Below are 25,086 nucleotides of genomic sequence, written 5' to 3' on the forward strand. Positions count from 1 at the left end.
ATCTTACATAATTCCAAATTATAGCATATAAGTCTTGTCAAATCGTATCAAATCATTTGGACTTGTATGGGACTAGCCTAAAACAAAAGATAAAAAAATCTTCATTTAACCCTATTTCTTGGGGTTCTCTGCAAAAGAACGCTAGAGAGATTCACACTCCATAATCAAACCTTTTTTATATTTTGTCAAAAAAAAAATACTGCACAACACATTCTCATTAACATAGCTAATGCTTTTTGTAAAAAGATTATATCGAAAAACTATAAAGTTGTGAATTAAGTTTATACTTCGAATTATTGAAGTTTTGCTTCATCCCACACTATTTCAAAATTTCATGCATACTAAAAACTGTCCCAAAAAGAACAGGTTGGTGAAGCATATAAATCAGCAGGGAATGCTTTCCCAGAAAAGATACTTTTTTCGTAAAATAATTTTGTACTGTATTAAAAATAAAAAGTTTTTTGTAGCCTATAAAAATGCCAACAAGAACAACACCAAACCACGGAGTAAAAGGAACTAAATCCTCCGGATGCTTTGGCAGATGTAGTGGCATTTGCAGGATATTATAGAGCCAATGCATATGAAGAGTGTTATTATAACTTAACACTATAATTGTGATCCCTGCAAGCAAAGCAATTTTTGGAAACTTTACAAATGCAAGCGCAAAAAGAGAAGCAAATGCAATAAAATGCAAGATACCAAAATAGATAAAACTGTGAGGGAATGTAAAATAACTAGCTGCAGAGACAAGCATAGCATTCGCAAGAATAAGAAAAAATCTTTTCAAGTCTTTTGTAAAGTTGTAGCCGCTTTCATTGACAAGATAAAGTGATACTCCGACACATAACAGAAACAGACTTACTATGATATAACGGAAATAGTGCCAAAAAGCTCCATGATAGATATTTATATCTATGAAATGAAAATTATTCAAATCGAAACAAAAATGAAAAACAACCATGAACACAATAGCAATTCCGCGAATAAAATCCAAATCAAAATAGCGTGTTTGCAGCTTATACATTTCAGTACTCATTTAAAACCCTGGCCTTCATCAGTATACGGTCAGAATTCTCAAACTTCAAATTTACTAAAAAAACTGCTTTATCCTTTTGTTTATAGACTCTGAAGACATCAACACTGCCAAGAGAGTCTACATCAAATTTATTAGCCTCTGACAACGGATAAACAGGTTTTTGCAATGATTCCAGTCTATAAAGTTTTTTATTTTTGACTATATAGGTTACATAAGGGTTTACTCTTCTGTGAAGGGAGTGTGTTGTTTGCAAAAAGAGGACATCTTCATTTTTGTCATTATGCACAATACTGTTTTGCTGATAAAGCATTAAAGCCAAGTCCAGGAAAAGTACTCTCTTTTTTAGACTCAGGGAATTAAATCCATTGACCTGTTTTTCATAAAATGTATTACTTTTGTTTACAGAAGCGTTGACTCTGTATAAATAAACCATCATAATAGATAAAATAGTTATAGATATCATCATTTCTATCAGTGTAAAAGCTTTTCTCATCGTATTCTTAACCGTAACAGTGATGAGGCGTAGCGCTTGGTTTTCAATGTACTTCTTCCTGTTTCGTAGACAGTTCCTGAACTCTTTTTCTTATTTGGATCGTTATCTTTTTCCTCGTTTGCAGATTCATCAAACATGCCTGTATCAATACTCTGCAGTGTTTGATACACTATTTCTATATCTGTATGTTTGAGTTCTCTTCTAAAATCATCATCCAAATCAAAGTCTGAAACCAACTCCTCCAACGATATCTTTTCATTTTCAAAGCCATACTTTGTTCCTACAAGCAATGAAAGATATTGCGTAGCCGTTTCCTGATTTTTCACCTGAGAAAATATATGTGTGTTGTTGGCATTTATTTGCAGTAAAGCCATAATTACCACTGAAATAATCATCACAGCTACCATCACTTCTATAAGCGTAAAGGCTCTCCTGCGAAGATTACATGTAGCGGTACAGAACATTTTATAATCCGATACGGATTGCTTCATCCAGTGAAGTTTCTCCATTTAAAACCATGTTGGAGAGTTGAAAAGAGATACTTTGCAAACCGTCAGCTTCCAGTGCTTCTTTGATGCTGTGCTCATCCGCTGTAGTTTTTAAAAGATCTTTCACTTTGTCATTCATAATCAAAAGTTCACCTATGGATCTTCTGCCTGTGTAGCCACTGTAATTACATACGGGGCATCCTTTTGCTTTAAAAATTTTGCTCTCCTTTGGGATATTGTAATCATCGGCAAAATTCTCGGCTATGACATCTTCTTCTTTACACTCATGGCATAATACGCGGACCAGCCTTTGCGCCAAAATACCTAGAATCGAAGAGGATATTAAAAACGGTGCGATTCCCATATCGACCAGTCTTGATATCGTAGCAGATGCAGAATTTGTGTGAATTGTAGAAAAAACCAGGTGCCCTGTCAGTGCTGCACGCACCGCAATAGATGCTGTCTCTTCATCTCTGATTTCCCCTATCATTATGACATCAGGGTCCTGGCGTAAAATTGAACGCAGAGCACTTGCAAAAGTGAGTCCTACTTTTTCATTCACTTGAATCTGTGATATGCTTTCTGACTTGTATTCCACAGGGTCTTCAACTGTTATAAGATTTTTTTCAGGAGATTCCACTTCTCGCAAGAAAGAGTGCAAAGATGTTGTTTTACCGCTTCCTGTCGGTCCGGTCACTAAAATAATTCCGTGTGAAAGACGCAACAGACTTTTGATCTTTTCAATCATGTCCTGATGAAATCCAAGCTCTGTTATCTGCGGTATCTGTGAACTTTGCATCAAAATACGCATAACAACTCTTTCCCCGTAAAAAGTAGGCAGTACCGAAACCCTGATATCCAGTATCTCGCCTGCAATTTTTATCTGTGTTCTTCCGTCTTGGGGAATACGTTTTTCCGAAATATCTAAATTTGAAATAACTTTAATACGACTGATGATAAGACTAACAACTTTTTTGTCCAAATCTGCATTTTTACTCAGCATTCCGTCTATACGAAATCGGACTTCACCGCTCTTCTCTTTTACCTCTATATGAATATCTGAAGCTCTTTTTTTGACAGCCTGATAAAAAAGTGCATTGACAAACTTGATAATTGGCGCTGATTCTTCACTCGTTAAAATATCACTCGACGTTCTTAAAAAATCGGTCAGAGAGATGTCTTCTTGTTCATTCTCTTCTGCAGAGTCTTCTTGCATTGTCTCTATTGCTTTGTCTGTACGAAGTTCCAAAAAACGGTTATAAAGTCTGTCATACGAGTCTTCATCAAGCATTTTGAGAGGATATTTGATTTCTAATTTTGTATAATAATTACTCGCTTCAACCAAATATCTTTCACAGACACATGCAATGACTTCTTCTTTTGTTTTGCTAAAAAGAAGATAGTTTTTAACACTGATCTCCGTTGGTATACCCTCAGGTTCACATACCTGTAAATGTAAATCGTGAAGCACTTCTGTATTGAGCATTAATAGACACCTTTGACATGCACTGCAGGTTCTGTACTCTTTTGTGTCTTTTCATTTTTTTTACTTGTTATCTTTTTAAAGATTTTTTCATTATACTCTTTTTGCACACTTGAAAGGACACCCAAGTCTCTTTGCAGTTTTGAAAGTTCTTCACTTTTATCTATGACATAAGGAGTCAGAATGACTACTAAGTTATCCTGTTCTTTAATTGTTTCAGTAGATGCGAAAAGATAGTCTCCTATCAATGGAATATCTCCCAACAGAGGAACTTTTGTCTTTGTTTTTCTGTCAAGGGATTTTACAAGACCGCCTATAATAATACTTTCACCGCTTCTTAAAATCGCCTGTGTCTTCACCTCTTGTTTGGACGTAACAGGCTGTCCCGCTGCATCAGAGCTTAAAATATTTTCCAAAGACGCTTCAACATCCAAAGTCACCTTGTCGTTCGAAGAGACTCTGGGTTTGATTCGTAATGTCAGACCGATATTTTCTCTTTTATAGTTGTTTGTCACTCCCGAAACAGCATTTGTTGTTGCACCGGATATTATAGAGATGGTTTTACCGACATAGATAGAAGATTGTTTATTGTTGACACAGAGAATTGAAGGATTTGATATTGTTTTTGATGCGCCGTGACTTTGTAAAAAATCAAGTGTTGCCCCAAGAGCCAATGCGCTTTTGGCTCCAGAACCAATAGCTCCCAGATAATTAATAATCTGTGTTGATGCCAAATTTTGCAAATTAGCATCACCAAAGTTTGCACTCATTGCATAAAGTCCGGATGCAGAAACATCTCCTGCTGCAAAGCCATACTTTACTCCCAGGTTTTCCGCATTATTTTTATTGATATTAATAATTCTTGCCTGGACATATACCTGGTATTTTTCCTTGTCCAGTGCATCAATAATAACCTTGATTCCTTTGAGTATCTCAGGATCAGCAACTGCGATGATGGCATTTATCTCTTCACTCGAAGATATATTCGGTTTTGTGGTGAGACCTTTATAGGTTTTATCAGAAATAATCTCCTTTAAGGTCTTGATAACATTTTTTGCATCAGAATTTTTAAGACTGTAGATTTCAACAGAACGGCTGGCATTCGATTCCACATCAAGTTTTTTCGCCAAATCTTCAATTTTTGCTACATTTTTTTTGTTCCCGATAACAATCAAACCGTTTATATTTTCATCAAAGATGATATTGACTTTGTCCGAAACGACCTTAGGATTAAATATTGACTTGCTTATGTTCAGCAAACGGGCCTGAAGTTTTCCGGCATCTGCATGTTTTATATATATCAGTTTTACAATAGAGTTGTTTGTTGTTTGAATATCTCTGATGATTTTTTTAATGGTTTCTATATTTTTTGGATAATCAGTTATCAAAATCGTATTGCTCTCTTTTAATGTCATCAGTTTTGCAGTTTTTGAAATAAGATAACGAATCTTTGCCGCTATAATATCTACATTTTCACCCTCTACTTTAATAGCCTGTGTGACCATCAAAGATCCGGATACTTTTTGGTTTGGTTTGACCACATCCGCATTGGATCTTGCAACCTCAGAAGAGCGGACAACTTCATAATAAGACCCATTGCGTACCAAAGAGTAGCCTTTTGACTGTAAAACAGAAACCAGCATCCCCATTAATTCATCATCATAAATAGGTACTGAACTCACAAGATTGACACTTCCGTTTATTTTATAGTTCATTAAAATATTTTTATGTGTAATTTTTGCTACCAGTTTTACAAAATCATCAATGGCCAAATTTGAAAAGTTAACATTCACCTGCTCTCTTGCCTGAAGAGAGAATGTTAAAAGTAGTATCAACGTTATGTGCTTAATGAATTTCATATATCAATTCCTTTTCTGTGTTATTTCTTAAAACGATCAAGCTTATTTCGCTTAATTTGTTTATATTTTTATATATATTCATCACTGCTTTATATGATGTCAAATCAACATTATTTGCTTTAATGATAATATCACCTTTTTGCAATCCGAGTGCTGCAAATTTTGAATTTTTATCTATTTTCATTATTTTAAAACCTTTAATTTTTCCATCTTCCATGACTTCCTTTATGGCAATCTGTTTCCAAATCTTTTGAGGATTTTTTTCGAAAAACTTTATATCCTGTCTTGATATATTTGCCGCACCATTGTCTGTTTCATCATGCGTAACCTTGTTTATATTTACATTTTTAATTTTTTGTTTCACAAAATGCAGTATATAGTTTTTGCCATCTTTTGTAAAAACAACATTATCGTTATTGATTTCTTTCAAAATATAGCCATTATATGTTTCACCCACTCCGATAATAGAAGTTTTCTTCAAATTTGATTTCATTGCCACTATGGCATATCCATAATTTTTAGAACCGTAAAGACCGATCAGAGTCATATCGGTAATACTTCTGTGCGTGCCCGTTTCATTTGTTTTTTTATACCCCTTGGTATTTGCATGTAAAGGAGTAAGCATATTTGTAAAATTTACTCTTTGATATGCCGGACGATAATTCTTTTTTATCTTTACATCTATGCCATTGCTTGGTAAATACCATAACAGCACGAGCGCAAGCAGTTTGGAAAGAGCTATTAAAATCAACAATTTTGTAATGATTTGCAACATTTTGGAATTAGAAACTTTGTTCATAAACGAAGCCTCCGTTTTTATCTTTTTTCAAATTTCGCAGTGTTGTACGATAATGAGTCAACATTTTTTTGGAAGGTTTTATCAAAACCTGCAAAGTTCTCTTGACAAGGTCAATATTTATATCAGCCTCTCCAAACTCACCACTGCATTTGCCCTTTACATGTAAAGGATCAAATACAGCATAGACAAGATACAGGCTCTTTACATGTAAAGGCATAAATCCTGATGCCATATCTGATAAGACCAAACCTTCAACTTCTACACTGTTATACAAAAGAAAAGGATTCAATCTTATTTTTTGTATTTTTGCAGTTTCGAGTGATTTTACATATAAAACAGCATTTTTTATTTCAAGCGTAAAACCTTCATCACTGAGAGTTTCATCATTCAGAACAATACCTTTTTTTTGCAGTTGCTGTTCAGCAAAATAGTATATATTTACTTTTGGAGAAAAATAGATAAATGCCATCATAAAAAACAGGACATACAACAGGAATAAAACCAGTTTTTTTACCATTTTATCTTCACCTCCAGCGTTGATTTGTTCTCGCTGATTCTTTTTATTTTCAGCATTGTTATGTTAAATGTTGTATTGAGAATTTTACCCATTAAAAAATTCAAAGCTTTTATATCCATATTTTGAGAACTGATATGTATCCCTGAGTTTGTTATCTCTTTTTTTATGTTGGAACTCTTTAAAACAGGATTTGACAATATATGTAAAATCTCTTTTTTTTCTTTTTCTTTGTTGGCAAATGCTTTTTTTAAAGCACTCGTATCTAAAGCAACTTTCAGCGTTTTTTCATAGAGAATTTTTTCCTGCTGAAGCTCTTTTTTTGCATCTATGAGCTTCAGAGCAAAAAACAATAAAAGCAAAAGTAAAAAGATGCCAACATAAAGAGGATTTAAGCGGTTCATAAAGTTATCTCCAAAGTCAGTACTGAATTTTTTAGTTGGGTTTTAGCATGAATACCTTTACGTTTCAATGCTTCTGTAATTTTTTTGCTCTGTGTAACACCTTTTATAATCACCGTTAGCACTTTGGAGTCAAATCCTATGTAGGAAATTTTTTCATTTTTTGCAAGATGCATTTTAAGAAAATACCCTATATATTTTCTCAGTTTTGTCTGTTTTTCGTATATTTTACTCAGTTCTGCATGAATTGCCTGATTTTGCATCATGGTAGGCTTTAAATTGTACTTTGCAAATACAGCACTCCTTTGATCCGAAAGTGTGGCTGCTTTGTCCATAGTAATAAGCCATTCCCCGAAAATTATCCCTGTGATAAACAATAAAACAAAACCAATCTTATAAAAACTGGACTTTTTGAGAATATGATTAAACTGCTGTAAGACTATCGCATGACCGGATGGTTTAAAGTCATCCAGTTTAAGGGTACCTGCCTCTTTTATCCAAAAATCAGGTACAAGAATCACTATACCGTTTTTCACTACAAGTGCCTGTTTTTCATTGACTCTACAGGCCACTTCCAGGGAAGAAAATTCACTCTGCGCAAAATAGATATTGACAACATTTGAAGGAGATATCCCTTTTTGTGCCATCAGTCCTAAAATCATTTTATCTTCATAGGCAAAAACTATATACTCGTCATTTTCTTTATAGACATAGTAGCTGTAGTGACCCTCAGGCAGAATGTCTTCAAAAATGGAAGGAAGCAGTTTTTTTACTTCCCTTATGTATTTCACAGGTAAAGAAATTTTCTTTACCCAGTATAAAGACGGAGATAAAATAACATTTGTTTTTTCTTCCATCTGCACTGGTTCCATGAAAGGATCCAACAAAATTGTTTTGTAATTATTTTTAAATTTTGTAAACAAAGTTTGATCCTTTTTTGGTTTTTATGTTGTATTCAAATTTTATTTCAGCGTTTTGCTTACCCTGTGTAACCATAAGCGTCACTGCGATAATTTTTTGCAAATCACAGCTTGCATTAAATTTTCTTTTCAAATTTTCTTTTTCTTCTGCCGTCAATTTCTCACAGTCCACAAAAAAATTATCATCTTCAGCAGCAGTGTTTTCCTGCTCATAATAATTCCCTGACATTATATTAAAAACATCCCTGTTTACAAAGTTTAAATCAATTACATAAGCAGAATTTTTATAATTTCCAAAATTAAAGATATTATGCAGATTTATATGTTCAACACTGTTGTCATGATAGATTTTTTTATAATACTCATTTAACTCTTTTATCTGTTCGTCAGAACTTATATAATCTCTAAAGAGATAAGGATTGTCATCAAACAGAGCACTGTTATACATTCCGTCTTCTTTTATACCGCCTGTTAAATCTTCAAGGAGATAAAGATACTCACTGTTTATCATTTTTGCATTAAAATAACCGATAAGTGCATTCTTCAGTGCACTCCCTCCTTCTGTGTTCTTTTTGAGTGCATTAAAATTAAATTTAGATCGGGCACTCTCGAGCTTTACTTCTACCATTATATCCGTACTCAAGGGGACAACTGTGCTGTATTGTAATAAAAATGCACGAAAGGTCTGTGTGTCATTTATATCATCAAGTTCGGGAGTCTCTTTTAAAATTTTCATCATATCATCCAAAACAGCAGTAGTTTGCAGTAAAAATTTCTCAGATGAAAGATTCTCTTTTGCACTGTTGATGTGCCCGAGTGAGACCCCTATTGTAATTGTAATTGCCATAATGAAAAACATCGTTATCAAAAGGGCTATTGCATTTTTTTTAAACATTTACTGAATACTCATAGAAAAAATTGGCAACAACATAGCTGAAACTATAAATCCGATAGATCCACCCACAAAGAGCATAAGAGCGGGTTCAAGCAAAGTTAACAACAGAGAAATCTTGTCACGGTTCTCTTCAAAATAGAGTTCTGAAACATTATGCAAAATTGTTTCAAGTTCTGACGTCTCTTCTCCCAAAGCTATAGACTGGATAAAAGCATAATCAATCTTTATATCTGATTCATTGAGTGCATTTGAGAGCAGTTTTCCTTCTACCACTTTCTTTGAAGCCGTTGTAAACAGCTCTTTGAGCACAAGATTGTTTAAAATATTTGTTCCGAGATTTATAGTACGCACAAAAGGAACACCCGAACGGACCAGCAAAGATGCCATATAAGAGAAGCGTGCCAATTCACTTTTTTGTATAATCTCTCCGAAATACGGCAGTTTTAAGAGCAGTTTATCGACCCCGTAAGCAAAAGAGTGGCTTTTCTTGCGTGCGAATATAAACATGACAATACCGGCAAACAATGATGCCAAAATGATTTTAAAATTATTTTGAAAAAATGTTCCCGCTGCAATGACTATTTTTGTAGGTGTAGGCAGTTCCTGATGCATATTGACAAATATTCCTGTAATCTGCGGCACTACAAAGGTCAGCATAAAGGCAATCATAAGCAAAGAGACAATTATCATAAAAGAGGGGTACGCAAAAGCACTTTTTATCTCTTTTTTAATGCGTTCCTGTTCTTTTAAAAATTTTGAAAGTTCCAAGAGTACTTCATCCAAAACGCCTCCGTTTTCACTGACTTTGATTGAGTACTTGAAAAATTCCGGAAGCACCACTACCTTTTGCGTTTCAAGTGCTGAGTAAAAATCTTTTCCCTCATTCAGATGTGTACTCACTGTAGATAAAAAGAGTTTCATCTTTTTGTTGTTTTCATAATGTGTCTGTACGATTTTCAGTGCAGATACTATACTGATACCCGAACGGATATACATGGCAAGTTCACGGGAAAGCCCTGACAACTCTTTTGCACTTATACGGTATTTTCTTGAAAAATGTATAGAGTCAAAAAACGACGGGGCTTCTTCAGTGATTTTTTGATAAATAATCTTTTTGGCTTTAATCTTACTCTTTGCCTCTGCCAAATCAGAAGCTTCAATCTTGTCAGATACTTTTTTACCAAACTCGTCAATTCCGCTGTACTTGAATATCATTGTATTATCTTTGTCATTAAATCTTGTTTTGCATTTACTGCTTCTTCTACACTGCTGTACACTTGCGGAGGTTCAAAATAGGGTGTAAAATCATATACATTGTTTTTATACTCTACCAGTACCTGATCACCGACTCCCTCACCATCCACTTCATATGAAAAGCAGACATCTTCTTCAATGTTGTCCTGGTTAAAATAGCCTGTATTCTCTTTTTGCATTGCACCAAGATCAAAGTCATAGCGATAGACTTTTACACTTTTATCAAGGAAATTTTTTATCTTTATATCCTGCTTCTTTCCATCTATAAGTACAAAACAATTCTTACAGTTATCCAAACAAACCAATTTTACACTCTCTTTATGCGGATAAGATTGCAAAAACTCTTTTAAATTTTTAAGTGACAAATTTGTACTTTTTTCACTGAGCTTTTTAAAATTGCCTATGACCAAAGTATAGACAACTCCCATTATCACTATGACTATCATAAGTTCAATGAGAGTAAAAGCTTTTTTCAAAAACAGTATCTCTTATTTACACTGACTGAGTTTTATATCTGCAGCTTCTTTTGTTCCACCCTCTTTTGCATCTGCACCAAGAGAGACCAGTTCCACTTTGCCGTCATTGTTCATATAGATAAAATTTCTTCCCCATGAGTCTTTTGGAATCTCATTGTCTTTAAAATACCCACTCGGTGAGTAGTTGGGATATTTTTGCGGATCCGGGTTTTTTACAAGGGCTTCAAGCCCTTCCTCTGTAGTAGGATATCTGCTGTTGTCAATTTTAAACATATCAAGGGCACCATTGTAAATACTCTTCATTTGCACACACACCAGTTTTCTTTTTGCCTCTTCACCTTTTCCCGTAAGACTTGGCATTATCATGGCTGCCAAAAGCCCCAAAATGACGATAACTATCATTAATTCTATGAGCGTAAAACCACTCTTTGATCTGTTTTTCATGCTTTATTACCTTGTTCTTTTTAATTATTTATTATAGCAAAAAAATGTGTTAACTCTTTGCAACTGTTTCTCTTTTATCGTAAAAATGCTTCCGTTTTGTCAAAATAGCGTTCAATGTCATCAAAACTGTGGCTTCCGCCCTCTTCTATAACGAGCGCAGCTTTTGAAAACTTATCTGCCGCTTCTTTATAGTTCAGTGTTTCATCTCCCTTTTGGAGTAAAAGTAGAAAGTTCTCCTGTTTTGGTTCTTGCACTTCATACTTTTTGAGCATTTGCAGATGAGACTCTCTCCATTGGAAACTGCTGCCGTCATAAAAACTCTGCATAAACCCGAGCGTTTTTTGCAGTGTAATATACGGATAGGCTGAAGGATTTATCAGTACTGCTTTAAGATTATATTTGTGTGCAAGATATGTTGCATAGTACCCTCCCAAAGACGAACCCATCAGACTGATTTTTTCTTGTGAATTTTTTATAATTTCTTCCAGTGTCTGTATCGCCAATTCGGGGATATATGACAATGAGGGTGCCATAAATTTTTCATTTTTGTTTATAAAATATTCTCTAAAAAGTTTTGCTTTATGCCCTTCTCCGCTGCTTGCAAAACCATGTATATAGATTATCATCTTTTTTCACTCCTTTGTATGATTTTTTGCATCTCTTCTCTTCCCAGTGCATAAGCTTTGTCAATATCTCTAAATGAAAAGACTTTGATGTCTAACAACTTTTCACTGCATAAGTATATACTGCACAACTCTTTTTTTGGAATATATTTTGACTGCCATGCTGTGTGTATGTTTTTTTTAAACCATCCTAATATAGTTGTCGGTATCTTTTTGTATTTGGGAAAAAGATTGATACCGACAATAGGATAACCGTACTGTTGCAGCTGTTCAACCGGAAAATTGTCTACAAGACCGCCGTCTACAACCATTCTCCCCTTTACATGTACAGGAGCAAAGAGCGGGGCTACAGAGCAGGATGCCAAAACCGCTTCTTTAAAAATTGCACCCCTGTTATAATAAACCGGGCTTTCATTTTCCACATCACATGCCGTTACATGTAAAGGTATTTCAAGTGCTTCAAAACTCTCTTTGTCTATGAGTTTTTTTATCACTTTGGCATTGTGATTGAGTTTAAACAGATAGCCATGTCCCAAAGAGAGTTGAAAAACTGAGCGAAACTCTTTTGATTGTATCACTTTAAAAATATATGCAGCACTTTTCCCACAGGCAAGAGATGCTCCGATCAAAGCACCTACACTTGTCCCACTGACAGCTTTAATCTTGATACCGTTTTCTTCAAGCACAGAAACTACACCCAGTTGATAGGCTCCGCGAGCTGCCCCTCCGGACAGACAGAGTGTTATTTCTTGCGGAAATTGATAATTTTCCATTCACCCTCCAGTGTTTCCACAATTGCAGTGCAACTCTCAACCCCAATCACCGCAGTTTAAATATTTGATACCCATAAATCACACCACTTAAATGCAAAAGTAAATCATATCCATAATCACCTAAAACTGCCAACCATTTGAATAATTTATGAAAGTATAGTCACTTCATATTACAAAACGGTCACAATTGCATTTTTCAAGATAAATAAAATATGCTTTTGTGCAGTTTTTCGGAACCTAGGTTTTAACCTAGTCCTTAGTCTTTAAAGCATAAAAGGCGAAGCTAAAATTTTACTTCTGAAAAAAAATAATTTACAATAACTTTTCCTGTCCGAGTCTGTAAAGGGCAAAGTCATACTTTAAGGGGTCGGTTGCATCAAAAGTTTTGAGCTTGTTTGTTAGCTCTATTGCTGCTTGCAAGTCGTATGTTTTTCTTTTTAAGAGTCCCAAACGCCGGCTTACATTAAATGTATGCGTATCAAGCGGCATAATCAAATCAGCCTTGTCTATGCCTTTCCACAGACCCATGTCTATATTGTCATCGCGAACCATCCAGCGTAAAAACATCATCCAGCGTTTTAAGGCTCCTGTTCCTTTGGTCTTGGTGCTTACCTTTGAGAGTAAAAAGGTATAGCCTCTTGAATGATGTACATAGAGTGAGTTAAGCCTTTGTATCAATGCGTTTATACCTTCTATCACACTTTTGTTTTCATCATATGCATTTTGAAATATCTCTTCGAGTGTCTGGTTTACATGTAAACGTTTGAGTGCTATAAAAAGTGCACTGATATCTGCAGCAGTTTGAAATCTATAGTAATGATTTTTAAGAGCATTTTCTATAACGGTATCATCTTCATTTAAAAGTGAAAAATCCAGTGAATGTAAAAATTTCACTATCTGATTAACATTACCATATGCAAAAAGTGCGCAAATAAGAGAAACAGCAGGGTTTCTATATTTGTGTGCCACCAAAATCGGGTCAGGATTATTTTCATTTATTTCATTTTGAGTATTGCGTTTTGCAACTTCGGCGTCAAGTCTTTTTTTTATATCCACTTAAACACCCAGTTTGTAGAGTTTCTTTCTTTCACTTGAACCTGCGATATTGAGTTGCTTTCTGTATTTTGCTATGGTACGTCTGACCATTTTTACTTTGAATTTTTCTTCTATCAGGGCTAAAAGTTTCATGTCACTCAGAGGCTTTTCATGGCTTTCATTCTTAATAAGTCCAATGAGAAACTCTTTGATGGCAGCATTACTGACATCTTCATCAATGGCGGTTGTAAAAAACTCTTTCATAGCCAAAACACCTCTGTCACATGCTATATATTTGTTTGCAATGGCTCGTGAAATGGTTGAAGGGTTATGCCCAAACTCATCGGCAAGTGTTTTGAGGGTCAAAGGCATAATTTGCCCGCCTGTAAAAAATTCATACTGATACTCAACGATCATCAACCCTACTTTGTACAGCGTTGCTTTTCTCATATCAAGGGCATCTACAAGACTTTTTGCCTCTTTGATTTTTTGCCTTACAAATTCATGTTCAACCCCATAAGAGGTGTCTATGTTTATCACAGGGTAGTAGGCATCATTGAGTTTGACTTCTATCTGCTGTTCATCATTAAAATATATCATCAAATCAGGAATAATCTGCGCAGAATCTTCCTGATATTCGATATTTGGCGGATTTTTAAATGTTGAGAGTACATGCATAACCTCGTTAAAATACTCTTCTTTGGAATAGGCATGAATATTTTGCATGTCATTAATGATCTTTACAGCCAGACTATATGCCTGGTCACTTATTTCACTGTTGTCGAGTTGAAACAAAAATGACTCAGCCAAATCTTTAGCACCTATGCCTACGGGTTCTACATGTAAAAAGCGCAGACGAATCTTTTCAAAAGTTTCTCTGTCTATACTGTTTTTTTGGCAAAATTCTTCTGTATTACCGTCGTAGTAGCCATATTCGTCCAAATTTTCGATGACATACAAAGCTACTTTTTGTGAAACGGGTGTAGGAAAAAGCGGCGCACCTATCTGCTCATCTAAAACATCATAAAGTGTTCGACTTTGAATAGTCAAGGCTTCGATCTGTTCTGTTCTGGAGTTGCTCACTCCACGAGAAATTATTTTTCTTGGAATCTTTTTTTCAAAATCCTCTTCAAAGCCTGATTTCACTTCTATCACAGGATTGGCTTCGACAAAAGGAGTCATAGCTTCCCCCAAATCAGAAAGACTTGAATGTAAAATAGGAAGCCAGTTACGCAGGGTATTTGAGAGTTTATGTTTTGTCTCAACGCCCTGTGTCTGTCTTAATGCTCCCATATTTTCATGAATTCCTAAAGCTTAAAGCTTTCACCGAGATAATGTGTACGGACATCTTCATTTTGTCCGATTTCATCACTGGTTCCCTGCGCAAGCAGTTCACCTGACTTTATGACATAAACTCTGTCACATACATCAAGTGTTTCGCGTACATTATGGTCTGTTATAAGTACACCAATATCATAAGAAACCAGTTGATGTATAACTTTTTGTATATCCATAACAGCAATTGGGTCAACGCCGGCAAAAGGTTCATCAAGCAGTAAAAATTTCGGTTTATTCACAAGTGCACGTGCAATTTCTACACGACGACGCTCTCCACCGCTGAGACTGATTCCTTTTCTGTAACGTATCGGCTCAATGTTAAACATATCAAGCAGTTCTACAATGCGTGCTTCTTGTTCTGCTTTACTTTTAATACCGACTTCAGCGGCTATCATCAAGTTGTCTTCAACACTCAAATCTTTAAAGATCGAAGCTTCCTGCGGTAGATAGCCTATACCTTTGAGCGCTCTTTCATGTAAGGGCATCCCGATGAGATCTTCTCCATCAAAATAAACTTTTCCCTCTGTTGCTTCTACCAAACCACAAATCATATAAAAAGTGGTTGTTTTTCCTGCTCCGTTTGGTCCAAGCAGTCCTACAACCTCGCCACTGTTAACTTCAAGACTTATGCTTTTTACTATTTCCAAATCTTTAATTTTCTTTTTTAAGTCTGTTGCTTTTAATGTGTGCATATTGTATACTCTCTTGCATCATCTGAAATTTTTTCTATCTCTATTATTACTGTTTCAATGCCGGCAGAGACTAAAATATCCACCAATTCATCACTTCCCCACTCTATAAAATGCAGACCCGGTTTTTCCAACTCTTCAAGCATACCCAAAGAGATAAAATGATCAAGCCCGTGATTGTATATATCATAATGAAATAATTTTTCTCCATAACATTGCTGCAATGAAAAAGTAGGCGATGTCACATCTTCACTCCATCCGAGTTTTTTTGCTATATTTTTTACCAAAGTCGTTTTGCCTGCAGCCAAATCACCCTTTAAAATAATAACACCTTCTTGTAGTTGACTTATAACCCTGTCTGCCAAAGAGTCTAACTCTTCCAATCTATATGTATATGTTTTTTTCATAACTTGTTTGATGTTTCTATGATTTGTTTTAATTTTACTTTCGGTCTTGCTTTTGCAAGGGCTTCTCTTGCCATTTCCAGCCCATCTTGTATATCTCGAGCCAAGCCCCCTACCATCAATGATGCTGCAGTGTTTATAAGCACTATATCTCGTTGGGCATCTGTTGCTTTTTCATCAAATACAGCTCGTAAAATATTTGCATTTTTGAGTGCATCGCCACCCATTATGGCTTCTAGTGGCGCTTTTTTGATACCGTACTCCTGCGGGTCAATAATAAACTCTCGTGTCTTGCCGTCTTGCAGTAAAGCCGCATAGGTCACATCACTGATGCTGATTTCATCCATCCCTTCGTTGGAGCTGACAACCAGAGCCGATGTAGCTCCGTTTATCTGCAGTGCTTCTGCCATTTTTGGTACAAAAGCTTTGTCAAATACGCCCAGCATTGACTTTTTCACACCGGCAGGATTTGTCAAAGGTCCGAGTATGTTAAATATAGTTTTGTCAGGAATGCTTTTACGCACCGGTACGATGAATTTCATAGCCGGATGATGGTTTTGTGCAAACATAAAAGTAAAACCTGTCTCTTCAAGAAGTCTTGCGCTCTGTTCAATACTCAAGTCAAGCCGAACACCCAGTGCTTCAAACATATCGGCACTGCCGCTTTTTGAAGTAATAGAACGACTTCCGTGTTTTGCAATGGTTGCCCCACAAGAAGCAGCAAGCAGCGCTACTGTTGAGGAGATGTTGAAACTGCCTATTTTATCACCGCCTGTTCCGACAATATCAAGCGCATTTTCTCTGAGTTTATCAGAAACAGGCAAAGCAATGGCAAAACTGCGCATAACCTGCGCAGCAGCGGCAATTACTTCCACAGGAGTACTTGCATCAAGTCGTATACTGAGTAAAAATTCACGCATCTGTGCATCACTCATTTCATGTTCAAAAAGTGAAGTAAATTTTACTAAAGCTTCCTCATATGTCATGAAATCTCCTTTATGTACTGATCTTGCAAAGATTTTGGTGTTGATTTTGTTGTAGGAATTTGCAGCACTTCATACTTTTTTGATTCATTGAGATAGTTTATAGTAATGATGCTGCCGACTTCCACATTTTTACTCGCCTTTGCCACCACGCCGTTTATTTCCACAACGCCGTTACTTATCATATCCTGTGCAACGGAACGTCTTTTTGTAATATTTACCGAATTTAAAAATTTGTCTATTCTCATTTTTTATCTTTATTGTTTTTTTACTCATTTATAGTTTGTTTATTGTAGACAAATCAAACTGAAAAGAATGTAAGAAAAGAAAAAAGTTGGAACATTTTTTGCATTAGATTAATTATTTTGCATCAGTTTTTCAAAATCTTCGCTTAAAAGCGGTTTGGAAAAAAGATACCCCTGATACAGATCACACTCTATTTTTTCTAAAAAGTCTCTTTGTTTCTGTGTTTCAACACCTTCGGCTACTGTTGTGAGATGCAGATTTTTTGAAATATCAACAATACTCTTCACTAAAGAAGCCTGTTGTTTATTGTCAAGTTCCGCTATAAAAGACTGATCTATTTTTAGTTCAGTTACGGGAATATCACGGATATAGCTTAATGATGAGTAACCCGTGCCAAAATCATCTATAGAAAAATGAATATTGTGTTTTTTGATCGTATTGATTATAACAATCAGTCTTTTTAAATCCTGAGATGTACTCGTTTCAGTAATTTCAAAAATCAGTTTTGTATGAAAACTGGCTACATTATACTGACGAATAAGACGCTCAACCAGAGGAATGAAATCTTTGTTCAAAAGCTGTCTTACACTAATGTTAATCGATATTTGGTGCAGATGCATTCCTATGCTTTCCCATCTTTGCAGCGTTTTTATAGCTTCTTCCAAAATATATTCACCTAACTCTATAATATAGCCCGTACTCTCAGCCACGCCGATAAACACTTCAGGGCTTACCTGACCAAGTGTCGCACTCTTCCATCTTACAAGCACTTCACAGCCGATAATTTTATTTTTACAGTTTATTTGCGGTTGGTATTGCAGATATATTTCATTTTTTTCTATGGCAAAATGCAACAGTCGTTCTACATGTAATTTATTTTCGATGATTTTACACAGTGCATCATTAAAGATGACGACATCATCCCTGCCGGCACTTTTAACTTCATACATCGCAATATCCGCTTCTTTTAAAAAATCATGGGCATTGAGTTTTGGATTGTTTATGATACTCACTCCAATACTTGCACTAATATGAAGAGTGCTGTCTTCTATAAAATAGGTCTCTTTGATTGTGTGTAAAATTTTATTTGAAAATTCTTTTGCCTGCGCAAGACATCTCTCTTTCGTCTCAAGTGCATCACTTAAAATACAAAATTCATCTCCACCCAATCTGGCAACGATGTTACTGTACTTGTCAGCCAATTGTGTCAAACGCTGTGAAACTTCAACAAGAAGTTTATCTCCGACATCATGTCCAAGGGTATCATTGATTGTTTTAAAATAATCCAAATCTATTAAAAGCAAATAGGTATATCTGTTTTTGTTTTCTCTTACAGAACTGTCCAGGTACTCTATAAAATAACGTCTGTTTCCAAGTCCTGTCAAATAATCATGATATGCCTGAAATTTGCTCTTAAGCAGATATTCATAAGTATTTTTTGCAGCATATAAAAGAACTAATGTCAATACAACAGTAAAAAACGCAATAAGATAAGAAAATGTTTTTCCAACAAATATAAGATATACCGTAATAGGTAACATCAAAGAAATAACAGTGATAACAACAAGTTTTTTTTGTGAAGCTAAAATTGTAGATGCAACAACGGCACTGCCGAGTTGTGTTGCAATAGCAATATAGTGCAGATTGATATTATTTTTAGAAATATAATATAAAAAGATAACTGTCCATAAAGAAAAATAAATAAACATAAAGTATCTTACTTCTGTAAGCCATCTATTTTTTTCTCGAATTGTCATATCAAAAGAGTATTTTTTATAAAGTTTATATCCCCAAAAAGAAACTAAGACAACAAGAGTAAACCATAATGTTTCTATAATTACAGATGAGTATAAAGAACCCATTATAATATAACCTGGTCCTGTACCTAGGAATAATGCTATAACAACTAAAATTTGTTTATGCATAAAATTATAAAAATTAATATTATCATTCATGTGCAAACAGACCTTGTATTATAATAAAAAATAATTATATCATAATTTTTGTGCCTCATATAGCAATACTTTTTTTCTTTGTTAAAGCTTATATATATGCCGTTTTTTACTATTTTAGCCGATAAAAGTGTATAATTCCATTATGTTAACCTTTACACATCAAACTATGACACAAATCACAAAAGTATTACAAAATCACATCAACACAATGCAAGCAAAAGAGATAATTTCATTTCAAATACTCAATCCTGACATTGCAACTTCTTTGTATAACGGCACACGCATTACATGTAATGATCAAGAGTATATTTACCGTGGCTATAAAAGTTGGATGGATTTGGCACATTTACTTAGGTGCAGAATGCTGACACCGAAAATTGCTGATGAACACACCGTAATTATGCGCTATGAAAAACTTGATGAAGACAGCAGTTTTCATAAAAACATCACAGACAAAGAAGAAAAATACGGAGAAAACTCCATTTTCACAAAAATTCACAAAAATGAAGAGGCTTCTTTTATTTACAGTTACACACAGGCACTGGAAAATGTACATCTGAACAAAAGAGTGCGTATTTTGAATCTCGGGGTCAACAGTGGAGACGAGTTTGAAGTCATAACCTCTTTGGCAGACAACTTTGAAGCGCTTGAACTTGTCGGCATTGACTATTGTGAGTCTGCCATAGACGCGGCAAAAAAGAAGTTTAAAAACTTTGCCAACATCTCTTTACATGTAGCCGATATAAACAGTCTCAATGCGCTTGATTTGGGAAAATTTGACCTCATCATCAGCATAGGAACACTCCAAAGCTCAAACCTTGCATTTAACAAAGTTTTGATGTCCATAGTCCAAAACCAGCTAAAAAAAGAGGGAGCCATCATACTTGGCTTTCCAAACTGTCGCTGGGTAGACGGAGAGATGCTATACGGAGCACGCGTAAAGAACTATGCTTTTTCAGAGATGGGACTGCTCTACAAGGATGTCATCTTTGCAAAAAAATACCTGCAGCAAAAAAAGTTTCGTGTTACTGTTACGGGAAAAGACTATATATTTGTAACCGCTACATCCATTCGCAAAGACTAAGAAGCAATACACGTTTTTCGGAACGCGGACTTCAGTCCGGGCTGAGAGTGGCAAGAGTATGGCAACAGCCGGCACTGAAGTACCGGTTCCGAGAAAGCATTAATTTTCTTAACTTAATAGACAAAGAACTAAGAAGCAAAACCTGATGCAAAGGTGTCTTTTGCAACCACTATCTGTTTTTGCCGCTCTTTGCGTTTTGTATCTTTTTCTACAAAAATCTTCTTGCGTGTTTTAGGGTCCAGTTCAGTATAATACATTACAGCAGAATAAGTACCGGGAGTCGGCGTAAAGACCTGCGCCTGTTCAGGATTCATTTGTAACTCTTCTGTGGTAAAACGCTTCAACTCGTGCATGTCTTTCTCTTCGCATCCCGGATGGGCTGCAATGAGATAATAGGTCAAAAACTGTTTCTTTCCAGACTCTTTGTTGAGTTTGTCATAAAGTTTTTTAAAATCTATCAGCGTCTGTTTTCCAGGTTTTCCCATGAGTTCAAGTACATGCTGCTGTGTATGCTCCGGAGCTACTTTCATCTGTCCTGATATATGATGCTCTACCATCTCTTTAAGGTAAGAGTATCCGTGCTGCTTATCCGCTGTAATCAGATCATACCGAACACCCGAAGCCACAAACGCTTTTCGCACACCCTCCACCTGACGAACCTGGCGTAAAAGATTTATGTTGCGTGAGTGGTCAACCTTCATCGACTTACATAAATGGCTGGCATCGACACAACGCTGATGGTCACAGGTGCCGAGTTTGAGCTTTTTGTTACACTCATAGCCGTACATATTTGCCGTAGGTCCGCCGACATCAGAGATGATGCCCTTATAGTCTTTGTATTTATTGAACTCTTTAGCTTCTGATAAAATATTGTTTTCCGAACGCGTTCTGATAGTTCTTCCCTGATGCACCCCTATGGCACAAAAGTTACACTCTCCCCAACAGCCGTGATGCGTCATGATCGAAAACTTAATCGTCTCCAGACATTTCACTTTTCCCTCTTTGGCATAGTAAGGATGCAGTTCTCTTGTAAAAGGAAGGTTGGAGTTTGTATCCATCTCATCTTCATTCAGGTAGTCACAGGGAGGGTTTTGGATGAGGTACCGGCTGTCTACCGGCTGGCAGAGTCCTTTTGCCGCTATAGGGTCATTATTGTCATAAAAAAGGTCAAAAAGGTCTATGTACTTCTCTTTGTCATCCAAACACTCTTGGTGTGAAGGCAGTTGCAGATACTCATAAACCGGCTCTTTGGATATATAACAGATTCCCCGTATATCTCTGTAATCTCTCTTTTCATCTATGGCACGGGTTAACTGTTCCAGTGCAATTTCCCCCATACCGTAAATCATCACATCCGCCTTAGAATCAAACAAAATAGGCTTTTTGAGTTTGTTAGACCAGTAATCATAATGACTCACCCGTCGCAAAGAGGCTTCAATGCCTCCCAAAACGATAGGCACAGTATTTTTAAAATAACGCCGTATCAGATTTGTATAGACCAAAACTGCTCTGTCAGGTCTTTTGTTGTTCTTTCCACCCGGAGTATAATCATCGGAATTTCGAAACTTTTTGGTAGCTGTATAGTTTGAAACCATACTGTCAACGCTGCCACCACTGACACCCCAGTACAAACGAGGCTCACCCAAACGCATAATATCATCAGGAGTGTCAATGTCCGGCTGTCCTATCATTCCTACTTTATAGCCCATTCTCTCAAGCATACGACCAACCATAGCAACCCCGATAAACGGCGAATCTATATAGGCATCCCCACTCACCAAAATAACATCACAGCAATCCCAACCCCTGGCATCCATCTCCGCCCGTGTTGTCGGAAGAAAATCTTTTTCACTGAAAGTGACTGTATCTTTTTTTGGATTGTTGTTTCTGTTTTTGTGTCGTCTGCTCAAGCTGTGGCCTTTTAAAATAAATATCGTTACGAATTATACACTGTTATCGACATTATGAAAATAAATTCAAAACCTTTAGATGTCATTGGTGCAACAATTACAGTCTTTAAAACATTCATCTCATTTGGAGAAATCACGATGCAGAGAGTACTTTTTCAATATTTTTTTCCAGCTATCTCTCCCTGTATTATGTACAGGTTTTATTAACAAACCGTTTTCTAAAACTTCTAGTTTTAAACTGACATTATCAAGATGTGCTTGTTGAACAAGTAGTTTAGGGATTCTAATACCTTGAGAATTTCCTATTTTAGTGAGCATTATCATCAATATACAAGGAGACAGCTATAGACTAAAAGAGAAAAAAGAACAAGGAATTTTAAATTCAGATATTTATAAGATTGAAGATAAATCTTTAGTTCAATCCAAGAAAAAAACCGAGGTGGTTTAAGTTTCAAATTGTAACTTTTTTTTACTTTTTAGTGCAAAATTTTAGAGTTCGTTTGACAAGTTTGCCCAACTTGAATTTGAAACTGCTTGAAAATAGCATTTTTTAAGTTCATAGTCTGTGTTTATTTCCTTCTTAACTTCGTAAGAAGTAATTTTAAAAATATCCCTTGTATTTAGAACTTTAACAAATTGTTGAGTAGTTTTCGTCTGTAGTTTCAAAAAATCAATGCCTATCATATCAGGATGTATCCATTTTTGATGATTGTCATTATTGTTTTTTGATACTTCATGTAAAATTGTTTTTGAATGAATGTTTTTAGAGTTTAAATAGCTTGAAAGTAAGATATGTAAATCTCTTTCGTGATACTTTATATTTTCTTTTTTTGATGTGATTGACTTTACTGAAATATCTTCCACTATATTTTGAGTATCAACAAGTTGCTCATTTTTTGTATGATAATATAGATAAAAATTACCATTACCTTTAACTCTTTTTATTCTTGTATCTCCACTTCTGATAAAATCTCCCAATAAAGCTGAGACTGTTCTCTCTGGTGTTTTACCTTTTGTAAATTCATAATATTTATTTTCAATTAAGTGATTGTAAACTTGAGTATGTGTTGATAGCTCTTTTAATTCTTCAAGACTTTTGAGTATTGCTTCTTTTATTGTCATTTTTTTTGCTCACTTATTTTTAAATGTTTATGTTGTAAGGTAACGGTTGACTTGAGAAATATTTGAGCCGCTAGGGTCAAATATTTCTCTCCAAGGTTTTGTTAGATTTTTAACCAAAATGTAGTTCTCTATGACAATTTGGACATACAGCAATCGCATTTTCTACTGTATCATCTCCAGCATTTGCAAGTGTAACGATGTGATGCACCTCTAAATATGGTGTATTGTCTTTTTTTCTAAAAAATGGTGCTTTAATTTTGCATTTTTCACAAATACCATTTGCTCTATTTAGTACTTCAACTACAACATCAGGATTTCTTTTATATTGAATTGATTTTACTTCAACAGATGATGGTTTTTTATTTGATTTTTTTAATCTCATTAATCGCTTTTCTTGAGAATCATTTTTTGATTTTTGTATATTTTGTTCAAAATTATTTTCAAGTTTAGTTTGCTCAATAATTTCGCTATCTTTAATTTCAAAATATGGAATAATTTGATAGTTTGAAAACTTGTATTTTGTACCATTAGATTGAGTATCAATAAATATGTTACTATTTAGTGGTATGAAAATATCTGCTGTTTCGTCTTTATTTCTAAAAGTGTTTTCTGGATTTTCAATACTATTAGCTAATATATCAATAAGAATTAAAAATTCTTGATTGGGTTGATTTAAAACGAGATAAAGGTCGTTTTTAAATTTTTCAAAAGGCACATTTAGCCACCAGCCATTTTCACTTTTGTAAGATACAATATTAGACCAATGTGTGTTTTTTGATGTTAATTTCTTTGATGTATCAAACAAATTAATTTTAGTTATTGCTTCGTTTTTAGTCAATGTATTCCTTTATAATCTAACGGCAGCGCGGGTGAGTGGTGACTGAATATGAAAATGTAATTTTCAGATTTGGTTGTCCACTCCTCCCGGTTGTTGTCTGATGCGGATGCAGCAGACAATAAGCGGGTGTTCAACCCGCGCTGCCGTTGTCTGAATGCGAAGCGTTCAGACAACGGTCGAATATAAAAATATGTTACCTGTTTTTGTAGTCTTTTAAGTTTTACAATGGTATCTAAATTTTTCAATTTTTGATACTTTTTTTCGGAGAGGTAACATATTTTTTTACTATGTTTTGTTAGACTTTTAGTAAACTTCTTTTCTATGAGCAATTCTAATAAGTGTGATTACTAATATGTCATTTTCTTTTAAATACACAATTCTATAATTTCCAGCTCTTTTTCTATATTTACCTTTGTGCTTTCCCTTTAAAGCTTTATCGTTTGAAAAAATACCCGCTTCTAAATCTCTAATTTTTTCAAAAATAAGTTTTTGATTTATAGTGTCTATTTTCTCAAGTTCTTTAAATGGTGCTTTTGGAACAATAACTTTGAACATTAGTTCAGCCCAAGTCTTTGTGCTACCTCTTCAAGAGAATAAACTTCAGTTTTTCCAGCTTTGAGTTCATCAATGCGTTTATCTGAAATCATTTCATCCAATGTGTCAAAATAAGTACTTACTGCTTTTTCAATAATGTAAGTTCTTGACCGTTCTAACTCTTGTGCATAAGAGTCTAAATCTGTTAATAATGTTTCATCCATTCTAATATTTATAGCTTTTTTCATAATGTATCCTTTTGTATCTACATTATACTACAAATTTATATAAAGTTCAAGTGGAGTCTAACGGCAGCGCGGGTGAGTGGCGACTGAATATGAAAATGTAATTTTCAGATTTGGTTGTCCACTCCTCCCGGTTGTTGTCTGATGCGGATGCAGCAGACAACAAGCGGGTGTTCAACCCGCGCTGCCGTTGTCTGAATGCGAAGCGTTCAGACAACTATTTATTCATGCACATTATAGGTAGA

The 25,086-nt window shown here is 35.2% G+C and carries 30 protein-coding genes; 1 reads left to right on the forward strand and 29 read right to left on the reverse strand.

Features of this window, described 5'->3' with window-relative positions:
* Positions 1–319 precede the first annotated feature (319 nt).
* The 22 genes from LCX93_RS06815 to LCX93_RS06920 form a co-directional block, all read right to left on the reverse strand.
* Positions 320–1,036 carry a heparan-alpha-glucosaminide N-acetyltransferase gene (locus LCX93_RS06815; protein WP_226065309.1) on the reverse strand — a complete coding sequence of 239 codons (717 nt, stop codon included), beginning with the start codon at positions 1,034–1,036 and terminating at the stop codon, positions 320–322.
* Positions 1,026–1,529 carry a type II secretion system protein gene (locus LCX93_RS06820; RefSeq protein ID WP_226065311.1) on the reverse strand — a complete coding sequence of 168 codons (504 nt, stop codon included), beginning with the start codon at positions 1,527–1,529 and terminating at the stop codon, positions 1,026–1,028. The genes LCX93_RS06815 and LCX93_RS06820 overlap by 11 nt, the downstream gene beginning before the upstream one ends.
* Positions 1,526–2,020 (reverse strand): type IV pilus modification PilV family protein, encoded by a 495-nt coding sequence (locus tag LCX93_RS06825; RefSeq protein ID WP_226065313.1) that lies wholly within the window; start codon positions 2,018–2,020, stop codon positions 1,526–1,528. Before LCX93_RS06825 ends, LCX93_RS06820 begins: the two co-directional genes overlap by 4 nt.
* Positions 1,995–3,503, reverse strand: coding sequence for a GspE/PulE family protein (locus tag LCX93_RS06830; RefSeq protein ID WP_226065315.1), 1,509 nt, complete (start codon positions 3,501–3,503; stop codon positions 1,995–1,997). The genes LCX93_RS06825 and LCX93_RS06830 overlap by 26 nt, the downstream gene beginning before the upstream one ends.
* The gene (locus LCX93_RS06835) at positions 3,503–5,359 is read right to left on the reverse strand and encodes a secretin GspD/PilQ domain-containing protein (protein WP_226065317.1); all 1,857 of its coding nucleotides are present in this window, start codon (positions 5,357–5,359) and stop codon (positions 3,503–3,505) included. Before LCX93_RS06835 ends, LCX93_RS06830 begins: the two co-directional genes overlap by 1 nt.
* A complete protein-coding gene (locus LCX93_RS06840) occupies positions 5,346–6,158 on the reverse strand; it encodes a PDZ domain-containing protein (protein ID WP_226065319.1) in 813 nt (270 codons plus the stop codon). Before LCX93_RS06840 ends, LCX93_RS06835 begins: the two co-directional genes overlap by 14 nt.
* Positions 6,142–6,675, reverse strand: coding sequence for a hypothetical protein (locus LCX93_RS06845; protein ID WP_226065321.1), 534 nt, complete (start codon positions 6,673–6,675; stop codon positions 6,142–6,144). Before LCX93_RS06845 ends, LCX93_RS06840 begins: the two co-directional genes overlap by 17 nt.
* Positions 6,669–7,076 (reverse strand): hypothetical protein, encoded by a 408-nt coding sequence (locus LCX93_RS06850; RefSeq protein WP_193149856.1) that lies wholly within the window; start codon positions 7,074–7,076, stop codon positions 6,669–6,671. Before LCX93_RS06850 ends, LCX93_RS06845 begins: the two co-directional genes overlap by 7 nt.
* Positions 7,073–7,996 carry a hypothetical protein gene (locus LCX93_RS06855; protein WP_226065323.1) on the reverse strand — a complete coding sequence of 308 codons (924 nt, stop codon included), beginning with the start codon at positions 7,994–7,996 and terminating at the stop codon, positions 7,073–7,075. The genes LCX93_RS06850 and LCX93_RS06855 overlap by 4 nt, the downstream gene beginning before the upstream one ends.
* Positions 7,980–8,888 (reverse strand): hypothetical protein, encoded by a 909-nt coding sequence (locus tag LCX93_RS06860; protein ID WP_226065326.1) that lies wholly within the window; start codon positions 8,886–8,888, stop codon positions 7,980–7,982. The genes LCX93_RS06855 and LCX93_RS06860 overlap by 17 nt, the downstream gene beginning before the upstream one ends.
* Positions 8,889–10,103, reverse strand: a complete 1,215-nt coding sequence (locus tag LCX93_RS06865; RefSeq protein ID WP_226065328.1) for a type II secretion system F family protein — start codon at positions 10,101–10,103, stop codon at positions 8,889–8,891.
* Positions 10,100–10,618: a type II secretion system protein gene (locus LCX93_RS06870; protein ID WP_226065330.1), complete on the reverse strand. Its 519-nt coding sequence runs from the start codon at positions 10,616–10,618 to the stop codon at positions 10,100–10,102. The genes LCX93_RS06865 and LCX93_RS06870 overlap by 4 nt, the downstream gene beginning before the upstream one ends.
* A gap of 12 nt (positions 10,619–10,630) precedes the next feature.
* Positions 10,631–11,062 carry a type II secretion system major pseudopilin GspG gene (gene gspG, locus LCX93_RS06875; RefSeq protein WP_226065333.1) on the reverse strand — a complete coding sequence of 144 codons (432 nt, stop codon included), beginning with the start codon at positions 11,060–11,062 and terminating at the stop codon, positions 10,631–10,633.
* A 74-nt stretch (positions 11,063–11,136) separates the two neighbouring features.
* Positions 11,137–11,688 (reverse strand): YqiA/YcfP family alpha/beta fold hydrolase, encoded by a 552-nt coding sequence (locus LCX93_RS06880; protein WP_226065334.1) that lies wholly within the window; start codon positions 11,686–11,688, stop codon positions 11,137–11,139.
* On the reverse strand, positions 11,685–12,458 hold the full coding sequence (locus tag LCX93_RS06885) for a patatin-like phospholipase family protein (RefSeq protein ID WP_226065337.1): 774 nt from the start codon (positions 12,456–12,458) through the stop codon (positions 11,685–11,687). The genes LCX93_RS06880 and LCX93_RS06885 overlap by 4 nt, the downstream gene beginning before the upstream one ends.
* 312 nt (positions 12,459–12,770) lie before the next feature.
* A complete protein-coding gene (locus LCX93_RS06890) occupies positions 12,771–13,514 on the reverse strand; it encodes a TIGR02757 family protein (RefSeq protein WP_226065339.1) in 744 nt (247 codons plus the stop codon).
* Entirely contained in the window at positions 13,515–14,786 is a 1,272-nt protein-coding gene (locus tag LCX93_RS06895; protein WP_226065340.1) for an RNA polymerase factor sigma-54, read from the reverse strand.
* Between the two features lie 14 nt (positions 14,787–14,800).
* Positions 14,801–15,523, reverse strand: a complete 723-nt coding sequence (gene lptB / locus LCX93_RS06900; RefSeq protein ID WP_226065342.1) for an LPS export ABC transporter ATP-binding protein — start codon at positions 15,521–15,523, stop codon at positions 14,801–14,803.
* Complete coding sequence (gene tsaE / locus LCX93_RS06905) at positions 15,511–15,927, reverse strand: tRNA (adenosine(37)-N6)-threonylcarbamoyltransferase complex ATPase subunit type 1 TsaE (protein ID WP_226065345.1); 417 nt, start codon at positions 15,925–15,927, stop codon at positions 15,511–15,513. The genes lptB and tsaE overlap by 13 nt, the downstream gene beginning before the upstream one ends.
* Positions 15,924–16,910, reverse strand: coding sequence for an anthranilate phosphoribosyltransferase (gene trpD / locus LCX93_RS06910; protein ID WP_255613151.1), 987 nt, complete (start codon positions 16,908–16,910; stop codon positions 15,924–15,926). The genes tsaE and trpD overlap by 4 nt, the downstream gene beginning before the upstream one ends.
* Complete coding sequence (locus LCX93_RS06915) at positions 16,907–17,155, reverse strand: RNA-binding S4 domain-containing protein (RefSeq protein ID WP_193149884.1); 249 nt, start codon at positions 17,153–17,155, stop codon at positions 16,907–16,909. The genes trpD and LCX93_RS06915 overlap by 4 nt, the downstream gene beginning before the upstream one ends.
* A gap of 108 nt (positions 17,156–17,263) precedes the next feature.
* Positions 17,264–19,015, reverse strand: a complete 1,752-nt coding sequence (locus LCX93_RS06920) for a putative bifunctional diguanylate cyclase/phosphodiesterase (protein WP_226065347.1) — start codon at positions 19,013–19,015, stop codon at positions 17,264–17,266.
* A 235-nt stretch (positions 19,016–19,250) separates the two neighbouring features.
* On the opposite strand from LCX93_RS06920, the gene LCX93_RS06925 reads away from it, so the two are divergent.
* Complete coding sequence (locus LCX93_RS06925) at positions 19,251–20,192, forward strand: class I SAM-dependent methyltransferase (RefSeq protein ID WP_226065349.1); 942 nt, start codon at positions 19,251–19,253, stop codon at positions 20,190–20,192.
* Between the two features lie 128 nt (positions 20,193–20,320).
* Here the strand turns inward: LCX93_RS06925 and LCX93_RS06930 are convergent, their stop codons facing one another.
* From LCX93_RS06930 to LCX93_RS06955, 7 genes are all read right to left on the reverse strand, one after another.
* Entirely contained in the window at positions 20,321–22,102 is a 1,782-nt protein-coding gene (locus LCX93_RS06930; protein ID WP_226065351.1) for a YgiQ family radical SAM protein, read from the reverse strand.
* A gap of 26 nt (positions 22,103–22,128) precedes the next feature.
* Positions 22,129–22,221 carry a hypothetical protein gene (locus tag LCX93_RS06935; protein ID WP_502988710.1) on the reverse strand — a complete coding sequence of 31 codons (93 nt, stop codon included), beginning with the start codon at positions 22,219–22,221 and terminating at the stop codon, positions 22,129–22,131.
* A gap of 1 nt (position 22,222) precedes the next feature.
* Positions 22,223–22,426 carry an AbrB/MazE/SpoVT family DNA-binding domain-containing protein gene (locus tag LCX93_RS12710; protein ID WP_502988728.1) on the reverse strand — a complete coding sequence of 68 codons (204 nt, stop codon included), beginning with the start codon at positions 22,424–22,426 and terminating at the stop codon, positions 22,223–22,225.
* Positions 22,427–22,591: 165 nt separating this feature from the next.
* A complete protein-coding gene (locus LCX93_RS06940; protein ID WP_226065355.1) occupies positions 22,592–23,224 on the reverse strand; it encodes a hypothetical protein in 633 nt (210 codons plus the stop codon).
* Between the two features lie 109 nt (positions 23,225–23,333).
* Positions 23,334–24,062 carry an HNH endonuclease gene (locus tag LCX93_RS06945; protein WP_226065357.1) on the reverse strand — a complete coding sequence of 243 codons (729 nt, stop codon included), beginning with the start codon at positions 24,060–24,062 and terminating at the stop codon, positions 23,334–23,336.
* A gap of 303 nt (positions 24,063–24,365) precedes the next feature.
* Positions 24,366–24,617 carry a type II toxin-antitoxin system RelE family toxin gene (locus LCX93_RS06950; protein ID WP_226065359.1) on the reverse strand — a complete coding sequence of 84 codons (252 nt, stop codon included), beginning with the start codon at positions 24,615–24,617 and terminating at the stop codon, positions 24,366–24,368.
* Positions 24,617–24,844 carry a YlcI/YnfO family protein gene (locus LCX93_RS06955; RefSeq protein WP_226065362.1) on the reverse strand — a complete coding sequence of 76 codons (228 nt, stop codon included), beginning with the start codon at positions 24,842–24,844 and terminating at the stop codon, positions 24,617–24,619. Before LCX93_RS06955 ends, LCX93_RS06950 begins: the two co-directional genes overlap by 1 nt.
* Between the last annotated feature and the right edge of the window lie 242 nt (positions 24,845–25,086).

The organism is Sulfurimonas sp. SWIR-19, assembly GCF_020410885.1.
GTDB lineage: Bacteria > Campylobacterota > Campylobacteria > Campylobacterales > Sulfurimonadaceae > Sulfurimonas > Sulfurimonas sediminis.